Origin of the sequence: Gordonia caeni (assembly GCF_039537105.1) — a bacterium.
Classification (GTDB): Bacteria; Actinomycetota; Actinomycetes; order Mycobacteriales; family Mycobacteriaceae; genus Gordonia; species Gordonia caeni.
In genome coordinates, this window is sequence record NZ_BAAAZW010000003.1 from 242,906 (window position 1) to 259,371 (window position 16,466).

Annotated in this window: 19 protein-coding genes; 8 read left to right on the forward strand and 11 right to left on the reverse strand. The window is 69.2% G+C overall.

Translation table 11 applies throughout. From position 1 onward, the window contains the following. Positions 1-46: 46 nt before the first annotated feature. Positions 47-532: a hypothetical protein gene (locus ABD732_RS06225; protein WP_344781711.1), complete on the forward strand. Its 486-nt coding sequence runs from the start codon at positions 47-49 to the stop codon at positions 530-532. An 18-nt stretch (positions 533-550) separates the two neighbouring features. Here ABD732_RS06225 and ABD732_RS06230 read toward each other — a convergent pair whose 3' ends face one another. Genes ABD732_RS06230 through ABD732_RS06245 form a run of 4 tightly spaced genes read right to left on the reverse strand, consistent with a single transcriptional unit; the run spans position 551 to position 4,071 of the window. Next, positions 551-1,660, reverse strand: a complete 1,110-nt coding sequence (locus ABD732_RS06230; protein ID WP_344781712.1) for an NAD(P)H-dependent flavin oxidoreductase — start codon at positions 1,658-1,660, stop codon at positions 551-553. Further along, a complete protein-coding gene (locus tag ABD732_RS06235) occupies positions 1,657-2,421 on the reverse strand; it encodes a CoA-transferase subunit beta (protein WP_344781713.1) in 765 nt (254 codons plus the stop codon). The genes ABD732_RS06230 and ABD732_RS06235 overlap by 4 nt, the downstream gene beginning before the upstream one ends. Continuing rightward, complete coding sequence (locus tag ABD732_RS06240) at positions 2,418-3,308, reverse strand: CoA transferase subunit A (RefSeq protein ID WP_344781714.1); 891 nt, start codon at positions 3,306-3,308, stop codon at positions 2,418-2,420. Before ABD732_RS06240 ends, ABD732_RS06235 begins: the two co-directional genes overlap by 4 nt. A 1-nt stretch (position 3,309) precedes the next feature. Continuing rightward, positions 3,310-4,071: an enoyl-CoA hydratase family protein gene (locus tag ABD732_RS06245; protein ID WP_344781716.1), complete on the reverse strand. Its 762-nt coding sequence runs from the start codon at positions 4,069-4,071 to the stop codon at positions 3,310-3,312. Between the two features lie 68 nt (positions 4,072-4,139). Between ABD732_RS06245 and ABD732_RS06250 the strand changes: the two genes are divergently transcribed. The 3 genes from ABD732_RS06250 to ABD732_RS06260 are packed head-to-tail and all read left to right on the forward strand — an operon-like array spanning position 4,140 to position 6,237. Further along, on the forward strand, positions 4,140-4,961 hold the full coding sequence (locus ABD732_RS06250; RefSeq protein ID WP_344781718.1) for an SDR family oxidoreductase: 822 nt from the start codon (positions 4,140-4,142) through the stop codon (positions 4,959-4,961). A gap of 27 nt (positions 4,962-4,988) precedes the next feature. Further along, complete coding sequence (locus tag ABD732_RS06255) at positions 4,989-5,885, forward strand: SDR family oxidoreductase (RefSeq protein WP_344781720.1); 897 nt, start codon at positions 4,989-4,991, stop codon at positions 5,883-5,885. Beyond that, positions 5,872-6,237 carry a DUF8021 domain-containing protein gene (locus tag ABD732_RS06260; RefSeq protein WP_344781721.1) on the forward strand — a complete coding sequence of 122 codons (366 nt, stop codon included), beginning with the start codon at positions 5,872-5,874 and terminating at the stop codon, positions 6,235-6,237. Before ABD732_RS06255 ends, ABD732_RS06260 begins: the two co-directional genes overlap by 14 nt. 85 nt (positions 6,238-6,322) lie before the next feature. Here the strand turns inward: ABD732_RS06260 and ABD732_RS06265 are convergent, their stop codons facing one another. After that, complete coding sequence (locus ABD732_RS06265; RefSeq protein WP_344781723.1) at positions 6,323-6,979, reverse strand: GNAT family N-acetyltransferase; 657 nt, start codon at positions 6,977-6,979, stop codon at positions 6,323-6,325. 100 nt (positions 6,980-7,079) lie between these two features. Here ABD732_RS06265 and fadD8 point away from each other — a divergent pair, with 100 nt between their 5' ends. Beyond that, positions 7,080-8,669 carry a fatty-acid--CoA ligase FadD8 gene (fadD8, locus tag ABD732_RS06270; protein ID WP_344781725.1) on the forward strand — a complete coding sequence of 530 codons (1,590 nt, stop codon included), beginning with the start codon at positions 7,080-7,082 and terminating at the stop codon, positions 8,667-8,669. 30 nt (positions 8,670-8,699) lie between these two features. Continuing rightward, the gene (locus tag ABD732_RS06275; protein WP_344781727.1) at positions 8,700-9,560 is read left to right on the forward strand and encodes a fructosamine kinase family protein; all 861 of its coding nucleotides are present in this window, start codon (positions 8,700-8,702) and stop codon (positions 9,558-9,560) included. On the opposite strand, the gene ABD732_RS06280 is transcribed toward ABD732_RS06275, so the two are convergent. From ABD732_RS06280 to ABD732_RS06290, 3 genes are read right to left on the reverse strand one after another with little or no spacing between them, the layout of a single operon-like run. Further along, positions 9,548-10,048, reverse strand: coding sequence for a group III truncated hemoglobin (locus tag ABD732_RS06280; RefSeq protein WP_344781729.1), 501 nt, complete (start codon positions 10,046-10,048; stop codon positions 9,548-9,550). The two genes, ABD732_RS06275 and ABD732_RS06280, sit on opposite strands and share 13 nt — an antisense overlap. Before the next feature lie 42 nt (positions 10,049-10,090). Beyond that, on the reverse strand, positions 10,091-10,585 hold the full coding sequence (locus ABD732_RS06285; RefSeq protein ID WP_344781731.1) for a nitroreductase family deazaflavin-dependent oxidoreductase: 495 nt from the start codon (positions 10,583-10,585) through the stop codon (positions 10,091-10,093). Positions 10,586-10,589: 4 nt separating this feature from the next. Then, complete coding sequence (locus ABD732_RS06290; protein WP_344781733.1) at positions 10,590-11,753, reverse strand: steroid 3-ketoacyl-CoA thiolase; 1,164 nt, start codon at positions 11,751-11,753, stop codon at positions 10,590-10,592. 180 nt (positions 11,754-11,933) lie between these two features. Between ABD732_RS06290 and ABD732_RS06295 the strand changes: the two genes are divergently transcribed. Beyond that, positions 11,934-13,205, forward strand: coding sequence for a cytochrome P450 (locus ABD732_RS06295; protein ID WP_344782016.1), 1,272 nt, complete (start codon positions 11,934-11,936; stop codon positions 13,203-13,205). After that, positions 13,192-13,644 carry a nuclear transport factor 2 family protein gene (locus ABD732_RS06300; RefSeq protein WP_344781735.1) on the forward strand — a complete coding sequence of 151 codons (453 nt, stop codon included), beginning with the start codon at positions 13,192-13,194 and terminating at the stop codon, positions 13,642-13,644. The genes ABD732_RS06295 and ABD732_RS06300 overlap by 14 nt, the downstream gene beginning before the upstream one ends. Positions 13,645-13,724: 80 nt before the next feature. Here the strand turns inward: ABD732_RS06300 and ABD732_RS06305 are convergent, their stop codons facing one another. The 3 genes from ABD732_RS06305 to ABD732_RS06315 form a co-directional block, all read right to left on the reverse strand. Next, on the reverse strand, positions 13,725-14,147 hold the full coding sequence (locus ABD732_RS06305; RefSeq protein WP_344781737.1) for a DoxX family protein: 423 nt from the start codon (positions 14,145-14,147) through the stop codon (positions 13,725-13,727). Between the two features lie 89 nt (positions 14,148-14,236). After that, complete coding sequence (locus ABD732_RS06310) at positions 14,237-15,406, reverse strand: thiolase domain-containing protein (protein WP_344781739.1); 1,170 nt, start codon at positions 15,404-15,406, stop codon at positions 14,237-14,239. Next, a complete protein-coding gene (locus tag ABD732_RS06315) occupies positions 15,406-16,449 on the reverse strand; it encodes a thiolase domain-containing protein (protein WP_344781741.1) in 1,044 nt (347 codons plus the stop codon). Before ABD732_RS06315 ends, ABD732_RS06310 begins: the two co-directional genes overlap by 1 nt. Between the last annotated feature and the right edge of the window lie 17 nt (positions 16,450-16,466).

Consider the following 16,466-nt stretch of genomic DNA (forward strand, 5'->3'; position numbering starts at 1 on the left):
GTGTGCGGGCACCGGTGTGTTCGGGCGAGGCGTGTGGGAGTGGCGGATGCGGGAGACGACGAGGCGGCGCCGGGGCGCCGTGGCGGCCGCGGGACTGTGCGTGATGGTGCTGGCCGGCTGTTCGGTGGACGGGGCGGCGGTCAAATCCGACGATGCAGCGGCCACCCCGCCGATCTCGTCGGACGCCCCCGCGTCCTCCGCCGCGCAGTCGCCGTCGGAGGAGTCCGCGCAGGCCTCCGCCGGGCAGAAGTCTGCGGGGGAATCCACCTCGAGCGCGGCGCCGAGCAAGGAGAGCGGCGACGGTGCCACGGCGCCGAGCGGTGACGGGGCACTGGCGGGGGAGGCCATGTCGATGACCTGCGACCGCTACAAGCGCCTCACGCCGGACGAGCAGAAGGAAGTCACCGCCGCGCTCGGCAAGCGCCTGAACAAGAAGCAGCTGGTCGACAACCCGCGGTCGTGGGCGATCGTGGGCGGCTTCTGCGCGCGCGGCCTGGTCCGCAACAGCCCCGGTGTCAAAGACTCCGAATGACGGTTGCGGACCGGCGCGTCAGGTGAGCCGGGACAGCACGCCCAGTCGCTGGTGCGCCTGCGTCATCACCGACTGGATCAGCTCGTCGCAGCTCGGCAGATCGTCGATCATGCCGACCACCTGACCCGAGGCCAGCACACCGGCCTCGGTGTTGCCGTCCACCAGCCCGGCCTTGAGCAGCATCGGGGTGTTGCCTGCCATGATGATCTGCTGCCAGGTGCGGTCGCCCGAGCGGCGCATGGACCGGCCGTCGCGCAGCATGGCCGTCCAGCGCATGCCGGTCAGCTGCTTGAACTCGTTGGCGTTGCGGGCCGCGGCCACCAGCGCCTTCGCGCGGGAGCCGCTTTCGAGCGCCTGCACCAGTTCGGTGCGCAGCACGCGATGCGGCATGCCGTCGACCTTGACCGAGACCACGGTGTCCTGCAGGCCGCGCTGCAGGTACTCCTGCTTGACGCTGTCGGGCACGGCGGAGTCGGAGGTCAGCAGGAAGCGGGTGCCCATCGCGATGCCCTCGGCGCCGTAGGCCAGTGCGGCCACCAGGCCCCGGCCGTCGAAGAAGCCGCCGGCAGCGATCACCGGGATCGAGGTGGGCCCGTCCTGGCCGCCGGGGGTGGTTCCTGAGCTCTGTCGAAGGGCGTCGATCACCGACGGCAACAGCAGCGACGTGGCCACCGGGCCGGTGTGTCCACCGCCCTCACCGCCCTGCACGATCACCGCGTCGGCACCCCACGACGCCACCTTCACCGCGTGCTTGGCCGCGCCGATCGACGGAACCACCACGGCGCCGTTGTCTTTCAGCTTCGCGATGAGTTCCGGCTTCGGTGCGAGCGCGAACGAGGCCACTTTGACGCCCTCGCGGATCATCAGGTCGACCCGTTCGGGCGCGTCGGTGGCATCGGCGCGCAGATTCACGCCGAAGGGCTTGTCGGTGAGCGACTTGGTCTTGAGAATCGCCGCTTCCAGTTCGTCGTAGGTCATCGTCGCCGAAGCGAGAATGCCCAGACCGCCCGCGTTGGCGGTGGCAGCGGTGAGCGCCGGACCGGAGACCCAGCCCATCCCCGTTTGGACGATCGGATATTCGATCCCGACCATCTCGGTGAAGCGGGTGCTCAGCGGTGCCGATCTCACGAGCGGACCTCGCGGTCGCGCACGCCCTTGGGGTCGAGCACCTCGCGGATCAGGCGCAGTTGCTCCTCGGTGGGGGCCGCGGTCACCGGGGCTCCGTCCAGATCGACCACCTCGAATCCGGTGTTCTCGGCGACCTGGCCGGCGGTCACACCGGGATGCAGGGACAGCGCCCGCATGGTGTGGCCGGGCCCGCCGAAGTCGAAGACGCCCAGTTCGGAGACGACTCGGTGGATGTTCAGGTGGTCGTAGGCGGGGTTGTCCGGATCGACCTTGTCGAAGCCGACGCCGGAGACGATGTCGACGGTCTCGCCGAACACGCGGTTGCTGTGCCGCGGCACCCAGTAGCTGGTGGCGTGGTTGATGGTGTTGCCCGGTGCCCCGCGCACACCGAACATCTGGCGCGTCGGATGCTGCAGCGGGCCGAACGCCGACAGGTTCTGGTTGCCGTGCCGGTCGATCTGATTGGCACCCATCACCACGTGCCGGCGCCCGGAGGCCACCACGTCGAAGACCTTCCGGAACGGCAGCCAGCCCTCGATGGGGCCGACCTTGCCGATGGGCGGGGTGTCGGCCAGGATCTGGCACTCGCCGTCGGTGATCAGCAGGTCCGGCTCGATGGTCAGGCGGGCCAGCCGCGCGCCGAGCAGCGGGACCGGTGCCATCGGTGAGGCCATGATCTCGCCGGCACCGGCGAAGATCTCGGCGCACGCCAGGACGCAGTATTCGGCCCTGGTCACGTCGGTGTCGATACTCGCGCTCATCGGGCGTCCTCCTGCTCGGTGCGCCATGCGGCCACTTCGTTCTGATAGGTCTGCTCGTCGACGTCGAGGAAGCGCGTCTTGAACGCCGCCCACGACTCCTCGTCGCCGGCGGAGGTGACGTAGAAGCGCTGGAAGGCTTCGTCGCGGCCGTAGCCGCCGGCGAAGGTGAAGTGCGCGCCGTTGGGGGCGTGCACCACGCGGTCGACGTTCATCCGGCTGATCAGCAGCCGCTCGCGCGGGACCGCCGCGACCAGCTCCTCGGTGCTCACCACCTCATCGGCCTCCAGATAGCGGCGCTCGGCGGCGGCCAGGTACAGGTCGTCGAAGTACGGGTCGACGCCGGTGTAGGCGGCGTTGCCGTGCCGGTCGGCGATGTCCAGGTGCACGAAGGCGGCGTCCAGCTTGAGCGCGGGCATCGCGATCAGCGTCTGGGTGCGGCCGTCGGCGTCCGGGTAGGGCGACTCGACGGTCTTGAGTTCGCCCTCCCAGAAGTCCGGCACGGCCGAGCCCAGGCCTGCGCGGATGGGCAAGAACGGCAGCCGGGCGGCTGCGGCCTCCAGGCCGCACTTGACCATGCCCTCGTCCATCTCACGTGATTCGAGTTGCCCGGACGTCCGCGCCTTGGCGAACCACGGATCGTAGAACGGCGCCGAGTCGAGAGAGACGAAGCCGTAGTAGGCGCGCTTTACTTTGCCTGCCGCACACAGCAATCCGATGTCGGCGCCGCCGTAGGCGACCACGGTCAGATCCTTGACGTCCGAGCGGGCGAGGGCGCGCACCAGGGCCATCGGCTTGCGCCGGCCGCCCCAGCCGCCCAGGCCGATCGTCATCCCGTCTTCCAGCTCGCCGATCACATCGTCGAGCGAACTCGTCTTGTCGCGCGCCATGTCAGCGCTCTCCCTTCGGCTTGCCGGTCTCCACGTAGGCGTCCCGGTGCTCGTCGGCCACGCCGGCGAGGTTCAGTTCGTAGGTGTACCGCTGCTCCAGCAGGTAGCTCTTCTTCACGTCCACCGGGTCGATGTTGTTGATCGCCGACTTGGCGGCGCGGATCACCCGGGTGTCCTTAGTGGCGATCTTGCGGGCGACGTCCATCGCGGCCTCGATGAGCTCGTCGGCGGGCACCACGCGGTACACCGAGCCGAAGTGCTCGAGCTGCTCGGCGGTGATGTTCTGCGCCGTGTAGTACAGCGTCCGCATCAGGTGCGGCGGCACCAGGCGGGCCAGATGGGTGGCGGCGCCGAGCGCCCCGCGATCGACCTCGGGCAGGCCGAAGACGGCGCCCTCGGAGGCGACGATCACGTCGGCGTTGCCGACCAGGCCGACGCCGCCGCCGACGCAGAAGCCGTGCACGGCGGCGATCACCGGGACGGCGCAGTCGTAGACGGCGGAGAAGGCCGCGGCGCAGCCGAGATTAGCGGCGACCAGGGCGTCGTAGCCCTCGGTGGCCTGCATCTCCTTGATGTCCACGCCGGCGTTGAAGCCGCGGCCCTGCGCGGTGAGGATCACCACGCGGGTCTCGGGGTCCGCGCCGGCGGCGAGGACGATGTCCGCCAACTCGAACCAGGCGGCACTGGGCAATGCGTTGACCGGGGGGTAGTCGACCGTGACGACGACGATGCCGTCCTCCGGGCGTGCGGTGCTGATCGGCACTCGTGGGCTCCTTCCGGGGCGCCGGGTGAGTACCAAGCAAATGCTTGGTTGTTTGGTAGGGTAGCACCATGAGTGAAGCGGTGCACCAGGCGGCGACGGCGGAGTCCAGGGGCGAGGCGATCGGCGGTGGACTCGGCCTCGCCGGGAAGATCGTCCTGGTCACAGGTGGTGTTCGCGGGGTCGGCGCGGGAATCGCGCAGGTGCTCGCCGATCTGGGCGCGCACCCGGTGGCCTGCGCCCGCCGGCCCGCGGACTCCGGCGGTCCGGACGTGGAGTTCCACGCCTGCGATGTGCGCGACCCGGATGCGGTCGCGGGAATGATCGAGCAGATCGTCGCCCGCCACGGACGCCTGGACGGCGTGGTCAACAACGCGGGCGGCTCGCCCTTCGCGCTCGCCGCCGACGCCTCGGACAACTACACCGCCAAGATCGTGGCGCTGAACCTGCTGGCTCCGATGACGGTGGCGCGGGCCGCGCACGCGGTGATGGCGAACCAGCCGGACGGCGGCGCGATCGTCAACGTCTCCAGTGTCAGCGGACATCGGCCGTCGCCGGGCACCGCCGCCTACGGTGCCGCCAAGGCCGGTCTGGACAATCTGACCACCTCGCTCGCCGTCGAGTGGGCGCCGCGGGTGCGCATCAACTCCGTGGTGGCCGGTCCGGTGCAGACCGAGGCCTCGCAGCTGCACTACGGCGACGACGAAGGCATCGCCGCCGTCGGCCGCACCATTCCGATGGGGCGGATGGCGCAGCCGGCCGACATCGGCAACGCGGTGGCCTTCCTGCTGTCCCCGATGTCGGAGTACATCACCGGCTCCACCCTCACGGTGCACGGCGGCGGCGAGAAACCGGCCTTCCTGGATGCCGCGAACGCCGGCAACGACGTCTGACATTCCACCAAGAGAAAGTGAAAAGCTTTGACTAACAAGGGAAATGACGGCCGAGTCGTCATCATCACCGGCGCGGGTGCCGGGATCGGACGGGAACACGCTCTGGCCTTCGCCGCCGACGGTGCGCACGTGGTGGTCAACGACTACGACGCCTCCGCCGCCGAAGCGGTGGCCGTCGAGATCCGGGAAGGCGGCGGGACAGCCGTCGCGGCCCCCGGGGACGTCGCCGATTGGGAGGCCGGGGCGAAGATCGTCGCGACCGCGATCGACGAGTTCGGCGGCCTGGACGTACTCGTCAACAACGCCGGCTTCGTGCGCGACCGGATGCTGATCTCGCTGTCGGAGGACGAGTGGGACTCGGTGGTGCGTGTGCATCTGAAGGGCCATTTCGTGCTGCTGCGTCACGCCGGCGCCTACTGGCGCGAGCGCGCCAAGGCCGGTGAACCCCGGCAGGCGCGAATCATCAACACCTCCTCGGGTGCGGGGATCTTCGGTTCGGTGGGCCAGGGCAACTACGCCGCGGCCAAGGCGGCGATCGCCGAGCTCACCCTGCAGGCGGCCGCCGAACTCGGCGGCTACGGCGTCACGGTGAACGCGATCGCCCCGGCGGCGCGCACCCAGATGACGATGGGCGCCGGTGAGGCGATGGCGGCTCAGATGGCCGCCCCGGACGATGGCTCCTTCGACGCCATGGATCCGGCCAACATCTCCCCGCTCGTGGTGTGGCTGGGGTCGCCGGACTCGGCGGGCGTGACCGGCCGTCTCTTCGAGGTGGAAGGCGGCACGATCACCGTGCTCGACGGCTGGCAGCGCGCCGCGTCGACCGACAAGGGCGCACGCTGGGAGCCGGCCGAACTGGGCCCGGTCGTCGCCGATCTGATCGCACGGTCGCCGGAACAGGTGAAGCCCTATGGCGCTCGATGACGCGCAGAAGATCGCCGCGGCCAAGGCCTACGTCGATGCGCTGGTCAGCCACAACACCGGCGAGGTGCGTCTGCACCCGGACTGCACCCGCCACGAGATGGGCGTCAAGACCGGCCGCAACGGCGGGCACATCGCCCGCAGCCTGACCTTCGGTCCGCAATTCAAGCTGATCCACACCGTCAGCGACTTCACCGCCACGGTCGACGGCGACCACGTCGAGACCAGCTATCTGGTGCACGTGCGGCCCAAGGCCCTCGGCCTGTCCTCGCGGGTCACCGAGAGCTTCGAGATCGACGAGGTCGGCCGGATCCGGCGGATCGTCGCGAGTTTCTCCCGGCCGATGCGCGGCTGAGGCCCGCACTCGGAGGCTCAGCGACTCCCGACGCGACGCGGCCTGGCATCGTCAGACGATGCCGGGCCGCGTCGCGTTGCGACGTTCAGGCGCTCGGGGCCCGCACCACCATGGGCACACCCGGGAAGTGGATCGCCATCTCCGAGCGGGACTTGCGCAGGGCGGCGGTGCCGTAGCCGTGCTTGCGGGCGCTCGGGCGGATCCAGATGCGGACATCGACTTCGCCGTCGGACAGTTCGCCGAAGACCAGGCCGATCTTGTTGTCGCCCTCGACGGCGACCAGCCAGACGGCGTCCTCTTCGTCGACGCGCTTGACGCCCTTGGCGATCTCCTCGGACAGTTCGCCGGCCGGTGCACCGGAGCCGTCGGCGGCGACGTGCAGTTCCTCGGTGCGCTCGGACAGGATGTCGGAGTCGCGTTCGGCGGCGAAGGGGCGAAGTCCCAAGCTGTCGCCGGCCGCGGCCGGGCGGTCGGCGGCGGTGAAGGTGATGGCGCTGTTCAGGTCGTCGAGTTCGGCCTGGTTCTTGCGACGGGTGTCCTTGGTGAGTTGATGGAAGGACATGTTCAGCACGGCCTCCACGCCGACCGGCGAGGCGCCGAGCAGCTCGGAGACGGCCGACACCGCGGCCGCACGGTCTTCGGCCTCGACGATCGCGTCGAGTACTTCGTGGCGGCGCTCCAGTGCGGTGAGCAGTGCTTCGGTTATCTCGCGACGGGCAGTCGCCTTGTCCACATCAGTCATGCCTCGATGGTAGGCCGGAAATCGCTGCTGCGGTGGATCTGTGGCGAGATGTTTACCCGCGGCACTATCGCAGAACTGAAACACGTTCTAGTGTGGTGGCATGGTGGAGAATGTGACTGACGAGTATCTGCGAACGGGTGTGCACCTCGGCGATCTGATGGTGTCCGCGCTGCGGCGGCACGCCGCCGAGCCGGTGCTGCAGATCGGCGGCACCGAGCTCACCGGCCGCCAGATGGCCGACGAGATCAGCCGGTACGTGCAGGCCTTCGAGGCCGTCGGCGCCGGCACCGGGACGGCGGTGGGACTGCTCGCGCTGAACCGGCCGGAGGTGCTGCTGGTGATCGGCGCGGGACAGACACAGGGGTGGCGGCGCACCGCGCTGCATCCGCTCGGATCCCTCGACGACCACGCCTACGTCCTCAACGACGCCGGGGTGGCGACGCTGGTGATCGACCCGGTCCCGATGTTCGTCGAACGGGCCGTCGGGTTGCTGGAGAAGGTGCCGGGACTCAAGCAGATCCTCACCCTGGGGCCGGTGCCCGAGGCGCTCGCCGGGGTCGGCACCGACATCGTCGCCGAAGCCGCCCGGTTTCCCGCGAACGAGCTCACCGCGAAGATCCTGGACCCCGATCACGTCGTCTCGATCACCTACACCGGCGGCACCACCGGCAAACCGAAGGGCGTCATCGGCACCGCGCAGGCGATGGCCACCATGACCTCCATCCAGCTCGCCGAATGGGAGTGGCCCGACCGCCCCCGGTTCCTGATGTGCACCCCGCTGTCGCACGCGGGCGCCGCTTTCTTCGTGCCGACCCTGATGAAGGGCGGCGCCATGGTGGTGCTCGGCAAGTTCGATCCCGCCGAAGTGCTCGAGACCATCGAACGGGAAGCGATCACCGCCACCATGCTGGTCCCGTCGATGCTGTACGCGCTGATGGACCACCCCGACTCGCACACCCGCGACTTGAGTTCGCTGCAGACGGTCTACTACGGGGCTTCGGCCATCAACCCGGTGCGGCTGGCCGAAGCGATCGAGAGGTTCGGGCCGATCTTCGCCCAGTACTACGGGCAGTCCGAGGCGCCCATGGTGATCAGCTATCTGCGCAAGGACGAGCACACCCCCGAGCGGCTGGGCAGCTGCGGGCGGCCGTCGGCGTTCGTGCGCACCGCCCTGCTCGACGGCGACGGCGCGCCCGTCGCCCCCGGCGAGCCCGGCGAGATCTGCGTGTCCGGTCCGTTGCTGGCGGGCGGCTACCTGGGGCTGCCCGAGCAGACCGCCGAGGCGTTCTCCGGCGGCTGGTTGCACACCGGCGACGTCGCCCGCGAGGACGAGGACGGCTTCTGGTTCATCGTCGACCGCACCAAGGACATGATCGTCACCGGCGGCTTCAACGTGTTCCCGCGCGAAGTGGAGGACGTGGTGGCCGGACACCCGTCGGTGGCGCAGGTCGGCGTGATCGGCGTGCCCGACGACAAGTGGGGCGAGGCGGTGACCGCCGTGGTGGTCCTCCGGCCCGACGCCGATGACTCCGACGAGGGGAAGGCTGCGGTCACCGCGGAGGTCCAGGCCGCCGTGAAGGAACGCAAGGGAGCGGTGCAGTCGCCGAAGACCGTGGTCTTCGCCGAGTCGCTGCCGCTCACCGCCCTGGGCAAGCCGGACAAGAAGGCGTTGCGCGCCCAGTTCGCGTGAGGCTCCCGGCGGCGCGGGCATCATGGCGGTATGTCACTGACCGAGCTGCCCACTGAACTGATCGACGGACTCGGTGTGCGGTCGGCGTCGCCGGTCTCCGGGGGCGACATCGCCCGCGCCTACCGGCTGGAGACCGGCGACGGCCCGCTGTTCCTCAAATGGCGGCCCCGCGCGACGCCGGACCTGTTCGAGCGCGAAGCCGCCGGTCTGCGCGCAATGCGGGCTCGTTCCGGCGGACTCGGGGTCCCGGAGATCATTCGCGAGAGCCCGTCCGGACTGGTCCTGGAGTGGATCGAGGGCGGGCGGGCGTCGGCGAGCACCGAAACCGATCTGGGTCGCGGTCTGGCGCACCTGCATCGCACCGGCCACGATCTGTTCGGAGGGCTCGACGGGGCTCCGGCCGGCTACCTCGGGTCCGCGCAGGTGGACCTGACGCCCACGGCGGACTGGCCCGAGTTCTTCGTCCACCGGCGGGTGATCCCGCTGATCGACCGAGGGATCGCGCAGGGAGTGGTGGCCCCCGAAGCTCGCGTGCTGATCGACCGGCTGGCCCCGCGCGCTGCGGAACTCTGCGGGCCACCGGAGCCGCCGGCGCTGGTCCACGGCGACCTCTGGGCGGGCAACCGGATGATCGGGGCGGGTGGACGCAACTGGCTCATCGATCCGGCAGCCCACTGGGCCCACCGGGAGATCGACCTGGCGATGATGACGCTGTTCGGCGGTTTCGGGGCCGACTGCTTCGCCGCCTACGAGGAAGTCTTCGCGCCGGCCGCGGGCTGGCGGTCCCGCCTGCGCTGGTATCAGCTGCCGCCGCTGCTGGTGCACGCCGTCCTGTTCGGCGGCGGCTACGGCGCGGCCGCACTCGAGGTGCTCAGGGACTATGCGCGTTGACGGACCGGGCGCGTCGAGGATTCAGGCGCGCCGGCGGCGCCGGGGCCGTGCGCACCCAGCTGATGGCCGGTGGTCTCGAGCCATTCGGCGATGGCGTCCGCCGATTCGCCGGTGAGCATCCGGCACATCGAATAGGCGATGCGTGCGCCCTGCAGCTTCGCGATGTCGGCATTGCGGCCGGCGTGACGGCTGTCGATGGTGCTGTGCCACAACAGGAGCCAGCGCTCGAAATGCCGCGGCTCCAAATGGGCGATCTGGTGGAGCTCGCGGTGCGGGGCCGAGACGTTGCGCCGGTACTCACCCTGCTTCAGGACGGCCTTGCACCAGAAGTCGGTGATGGCCGGAAGGTGCGTGGACAGGTCCATCCGGGCGACGTCGACGAAGACCGGCCGCAGCAGTTCGTCCGCGAACGCCCGATGGTAGAAGTCACCCAGGAGCTCGACGACATCGTCTCGGTCGGCGAGGTCCCGGAGTCTGGACCCGCTCATGCCGCCGACCCTACCCGCGGCGGGGCCGGCAGTGCTGCGGCCTTAAGTCCTGGGTTCGCAGATCACCACCGGGATCTCGCGGTCGGTCCAGGCGGCGTAGGTGTCGTAGTCGGCGTAGAGGTCCACCAGCGCGGGCCACAGGGCGGCGCGCTCGTCGGGATCGGCGGTGCGGGCCCGCAGCGAGTGCGTGCGACCGCCGATCTGAAACTCCACGTCCGGCTCGGCGACCAGGTTGAGATACCACGCGGGGTTGCGCGGCAGGCCGCCCTGAGAGGCGACCACCACGAAACGCTCGGTGCCGGTGGAGTCGTCGCGCAGGTAGATCAGCGGCGCGGTCCGCCGCTGTCCCGACTTGCGGCCGACAGTGGTCAGCAGCCCCACCGGCGCCGGTTTGGTGAAGGCCGCGCCGACCCGCCACCGATTGCCGAGCCGTCCGCCGGTCACCTTGTACAGGCGCGTGTTGAGACGCGAACCGACCTTGATGAGGGCAGCGACGATCGGCGAATCGAGTTGAGCGGGACGGCGGCTGGGATCCACGGCGTCAGATCCGCTCCAGGATGGTCGCGGTGGCCAGAGCGCCGCCGGCGCACATGGTGACCAACGCGGTCTGCGCGTCGGAGCGCTCGAGCTCGTGCAGGGCCGTCGTGATCAGTCGCGAGCCGGTGCTGCCGACCGGATGCCCCAGAGCGATCGCGCCGCCGTTGACGTTCACCTTGTCCATGTCCGGGTTGTGCACGCGCGCCCAGCTGAGCACCACCGAAGCGAAGGCCTCGTTGATCTCCACGACGTCGATGTCGCTCATCGACATGCCCGAGCGCTCCAGCACCCGTTCGGTGGCCTGCACGGGGCCGTCCAGGTGGTAGTACGGCTCGGCGCCGACCAGTGCCTGGGCCTTGATGCGAGCGCGCGGACGCAGCCCCAGCGCCTTGGCCTTGTCCTCGTCCATCAGCATCACCGCGGCCGCGCCGTCGGAGATCTGGGAGGAGTTGCCGGCGGTGTGAATGCCGCCCTCGATCACCGGCTTGAGGCCGGTCAGCGAGTCGATGGTGGTCTCGCGCAGTCCCTGATCACGGCTCACGTCCAGGATCTGTCCGGTCAGCTCGCCCTCGCGGGTGCGTTCGGGGGCCTTCATCGACAGGACCTCGCGGTCGAAGCGGCCCTCCGCCCAGGCGCGCTGCGCGTTCTGCTGGCTGCGCAGACCGAGTTCGTCGACCTCCTGGCGGGTGATCCCGCGCCGCTGGGCGATCCGCTCGGCGGCGTCGAACTGGTTGGGCATATCGATGTCCCACGAGTCGGGGCGGCGCGGGCCGGCGTCGGTGCCCACGTTGGCGCCGAGCGGCACGTGCGACATGCACTCCACACCGCAGGCGACGCCCACGTCGATCGCGCCGGTGGCGATCAGTCCGGCGATCAGGTGGTTGGCCTGCTGCGCCGAACCGCACTGGCAGTCGACGGTGGTGGCGCCGGTCTGCCACGGAAGTCCGGCGTGCAGCCAGGCGGTGCGGGTCACGTTGTTGCCCTGTTCACCGACCTGCATCACGCAGCCACCGATAACCTGTTCTACCTCGCTCGCCGGGATGCCGGCCGCGGAGATCACCCCCGCCTGTGCGGCACCCAGGATCTCGCTTGCGTGCAACCCCGACAACCAGCCGTTTCGCTTGCCGATGGGGGTTCGGACAGCCGATACGATCACCGGTGCGCCCATGCGTCCACCTCTCTCGATTCGGGGCCGTCCGGCGACGGCCCATGAGTTAAAACTAGAACACGTTCTTGTCTACGTCTAACCGTTGTGGCACAGTGATGGATGACACATACTGAAACAGGTTCTCGTTCTGGCGCCTATCGCCGTGAACGTGCCCGAGCAAAGGTGGAGGCGTTGACTCAGATGACGCAGAGCGTTCCGGCGGCCGAGTCGGCCGGCCGGTGTCCGTTCCTGGACCAGGAAGGCTGGGACTTCACGGACCCGGACCTGCTGGAACAGGGGATCCCGGTCAAGGAGTTCGCCGAACTCCGGAAAACCGCACCCGTCTGGTGGAACCCGCAACTGCCCGGCAAGGGTGGCGGCTTCAGCGACGGCGGCTACTGGGTGATCTCCAAGCACCAGGACATCCGTGACATCTCGAAGAACGCCGACGACTGGTCGGCGAACGAGAACGGCGTGATCATGCGTTTCGACGACGACATGGGCGCCGACGAGATCGAGATCACCAAGGCTCTGCTGATCAACCACGATCCGCCCGAGCACACCCGCATGCGCAAGATCGTCTCGCGTCTGTTCACCCCGAAGGCGGTCCACGCCCTCGAGGAGACGCTCGACGAGGCCGCACGCCGCATCGTGACCGAGGCCGCCGAGTCCGGCTCCGGCGACTTCGTGCACCAGGTCGCGGTGGATCTGCCCCTGATGGCGATCGCCGACCTGCTGGGCGTCCCCCAGGAAGACCGGATGAAGATCTTCGAGTGGTCCAACTCGATGATGAACGCCGACGACCCGGACTACCCGATGGATCCCAAGGAGGCCAACGCCCAGATCCTCGGCTACGGCTACACCATGGCCGAAGAGCGCCGGAAGTGCCCGGCCGACGACATCGTCACCAAGCTGGTGAACGCCGACATCGACGGTCACTCGCTGGACGAGACCGAGTTCGGGTTCTTCTTCATCCTGCTGGCGGTGGCCGGCAACGAGACCACCCGCAACGCCATCAGCCACGGCATGAACGCCTTTTTGGACAACCCGGATCAGTGGGAGCTGTTCAAGAAGGAGCGCCCGGCCACCGCGGTCGACGAGATCGTCCGCTGGGCCACCCCGGTCAACACCTTCCAGCGCACCGCGCTGCGGGACCTGGAGATCGGCGGCCAGCAGATCAAGAAGGGCGACCGGGTGGGGCTGTTCTACGGCTCGGCCAACTACGACGAGGACGTCTTCGACGACCCGTTCACCTTCAACATCCTGCGCGACCCGAACCCGCACGTCGGCTTCGGCGGCAACGGCACGCACTTCTGCATCGGCGCCAACCTGGCCCGCATGGAGATCAACCTGATGTTCAACGCCCTGGCCGACCTGGTGCCCGACATCACCAAGCTGGAGCAGCCGCGTCGTCTGCGTCACGGATGGATCAACGGCATCAAGGAGCTTCAGGTCGACTATGGCGCCAAGTGACGGTGAGCTGCCTCCCTACCTGAACATCGACCGGGAGAACCACGCGGCGGTGCTCGCCGGGCGGCGGTCCCGGGAGGCCGTCGAAGCGCGGGACAAGGACGCGTGGCTGGCGAACTTCGCGGCCGGCGGGACCGTCGAGGATCCCGTCGGACCGTCGATGTTCGACGAGGAGGGTGTGGGGCATCGCGGCCCCGAGCAACTCGCGGCGTTCTGGGACAAGACCATCGGCACCACCGAGAAGATCGACTTCGTCTTCGACAAGGAGATCATCTGCGGGGACGAGGTCGCCTACATCGGCAAGATCGTCACCCACATCGGCGGCCACATCACCGAGGCCGACGGGGTGTTCACCTACAAGGCGGACGCCAACGGCGATCTGCTGGCTCTCCGTGCCTTCTGGGAAGTGGAGAAGACCATGCAATCGCTCCGGCCCGCCTGACGGGAAAGCGAAACACAAGCGGTGGGCCACCGGGGATTCCCCGGTGGCCCACCGCTTTTCGCTGTTGCCCGCGGGGGCGGCTACTGCTTCTGGCGCGAGGCCACGACGTTGCCGTCGACCGACAGGCGGCCCTGGGAGGCGAAGCCCACGGCGATCAGGCCGGCGATGAGTGCCAAGTTGAACTCGTAGCCGCCGTCGCCGTTCCAGAAGCCCTGGTCGATGTGCGTGGTGAAGATGGCGCCGATCATGTCGATGATGAGCAGGATCGCGAACACCGGCACGGCCAGACCGAGGATCAGGGCGGCACCGCCCACCAGTTCGACGATCCCGGCGAACCAGGCCGAGAAGGTCGGGGCGGGCACACCCATGGCCTCGAAGCCGGCGGCGACGTCGCTGATGCCGGTCTGGAAGAACTTCTGCCAGCCGTGGACGAAGAAGATGATGCCCAGAATGATCCGGGCGACGGTGGTGGCGAGGGACTGTCCGGTCTGGACGGGGGTCATGAGCGGCTCCTTGAAAGTGGTACGGGAGCCCCAGTGTAAACCGGACCTGAGTCCGGATGAAGGTCGGTGCCGGAATAGATGCAGCGCCGTTACGGCTTGTCCGCCCCCACCAGCCACATGGAGAAGTACTGCGAGCCGCCGCCGTAGGCGTGACCGAGCGCCTTGCGGGCGCCGGGAACCTGGTGGTCGCCGGCCTTGCCCATCACCTGGATCGCCGCCTCTGCGCAGCGGATCATGCCGGACGCGCCGATCGGGTTGGAGGACAGCACACCGCCGGACGCGTTGACCGGCAGCGTGCCGCCGATCTCGGTCTCGCCGGCCTCGGTGAGCTTCCACCCTTCGTTCTCGGGGACGAACCCGAGGTTCTCCAGCCACATCGGCTCGAACCACGAGAAGGGTACGTAGATCTCGGCGGCGTCCACTTCGGTGAGTGGATCGGTGATCCCGGCGTCGCGCCACAGGGCCGCAGCGGCATCCCGGCCGGCTTGCGGGCTGACGACGTTCCGGTGGCTGTAGGCCAGCGGCTCGGTCCGCATCGCGGTGGCGTGCACCCAGGCGACCGGGCGGCCGTCGGCGACGGCGGCATCCGCGGCGGCCTCGTCGCCGATCACCACCGCGCAGGCCCCGTCCGACGACGGGCAGGTCTCGTCGTAGCGGATCGGATCCCACAGCATCTGTGAGCTCATCACCTTCTCGACGGTGATGTCGGGCTGGTGAAGATGGGCCAGGGGGTTCTTGGCGCCGTTGCGGCGGTCCTTGGTGGCGACCATCGCCCCGATGTGCTGCGGTGCGCCGGACTGGTTGATGTACGAGCGCACGTGCGGGGCGAAGAACCCGCCCGCGCCTGCGCCGACCGGCATGGTGAACGGCACCGGAATCGACAGCGCCCACATGGCGTTCGACTCGGACTGCTTCTCCCAGGCGACCGCCAGGACGCGGCGGTGCACACCGGAGGAGACCAGCGACGACCCGACGACGGCGGTGGAGCCGCCGACCGAGCCCGCGGTGTGGACGCGGATCAACCGCTTGCCCACCGCACCGATGGCCTCGGCCATCGCCAGTTCGGGCATCATCGTGCCCTCGAACAGGTCGGGGGCCTTACCGATCACGATCGCGTCGATCTCGTCCATCGACACCTGGGCGTCGGCCAGGGCGCGGTCGATGGCCTCGCGGACCATGCCGGCCATGGTGACGTCGGTACGCTTGGCGACATACTTGGTCTGTCCGGTGCCCAGCACCGCAGAACGGTAGCGTCCCATCAGTTCTCGCCTCCTGCGAGTGTCACGACCATGTTCTGCTGCAGCAGCGGCCCGCTGGTCGCGTGAGCCAGTGCAGTCTGGGCCTGTCCGGAAAGGATGGCGTGGGCGGCGTAGCCGATGCGCTGAAGGCCGCCGGAGAAGAGTGCGTTGCCGGCGAGCGCGCCGCCGGACGGATTGATCCGCACCGAGTCGGGGAGGCCGAGCGCTCTCCGGAGGATGATCTCCTGGTGCGTGTACGGCGCCTGGAGTTCGGCGACGTCCACGGCGCGGCTGCGATCACCGAAGGCGGTGTCGCCGGCCAGCGCGGTCGACGGTGAGACGGTGAGGTCCCGGGCGCCGAAGTTCGGGGTGTCGATCCGGTGATCCCAGCCGGTGATGAAGGCGGGGTTGTCGGTCAGCTCCCGGGCGCGCTCCTCGGTGGCGAGGACCACCGCGGCGGCCGCGTCGGCGTAGGGCGCGATGTCGTGCGCGCGGAGCGGGTCGGACACGTAGTCGGTGGCCAGGAGCTCGTCGACGTCGGCGCCGCTGCCGCGGGCGGCCACCTCGGCCATCTCCCGTTCGGTCCAGGCGCCCGAGTCCAGCCCGGTGCGGGCCTGCAGGCCCGCCAGTGAGCGCGCCTCGGGCAGCAGCGGTGCGACGGTGTACGGGTCGGTCTGCAGCGCCAGGGTCTTGTCGGCGTCGCCGGCCGAGGACTTGCCGAAGCCGTAGGCCAGGGCCACGTCCACCTCGCCGGTCAGGATCTTGACCCAGGCCTCGTACAGGGCCCAGGCGCCGTCCATCTCGACGTGCGATTCGTTGATCGGCGGTACCGCACCGATGGCGTCGATGGCGGAGATGAACGAGAACGCGCGCCCGGCAAGGTAATCCGATGATCCACTGCACCAGAATCCGATGTCGGAGCGGCTGATCTGCAGCTGCGAGTACAAGCGGTTGAAGCAGGGGATCAGCATCTCCACGCCGTTGGTGGTGCCGGTGCTGGCCGGGACGTTGCGGCTGTGGGCGAAGCCCACCACCGCGATCCGCGGCAGTTCGGGATGACTCATGGCTGTGTGCGGCTCCC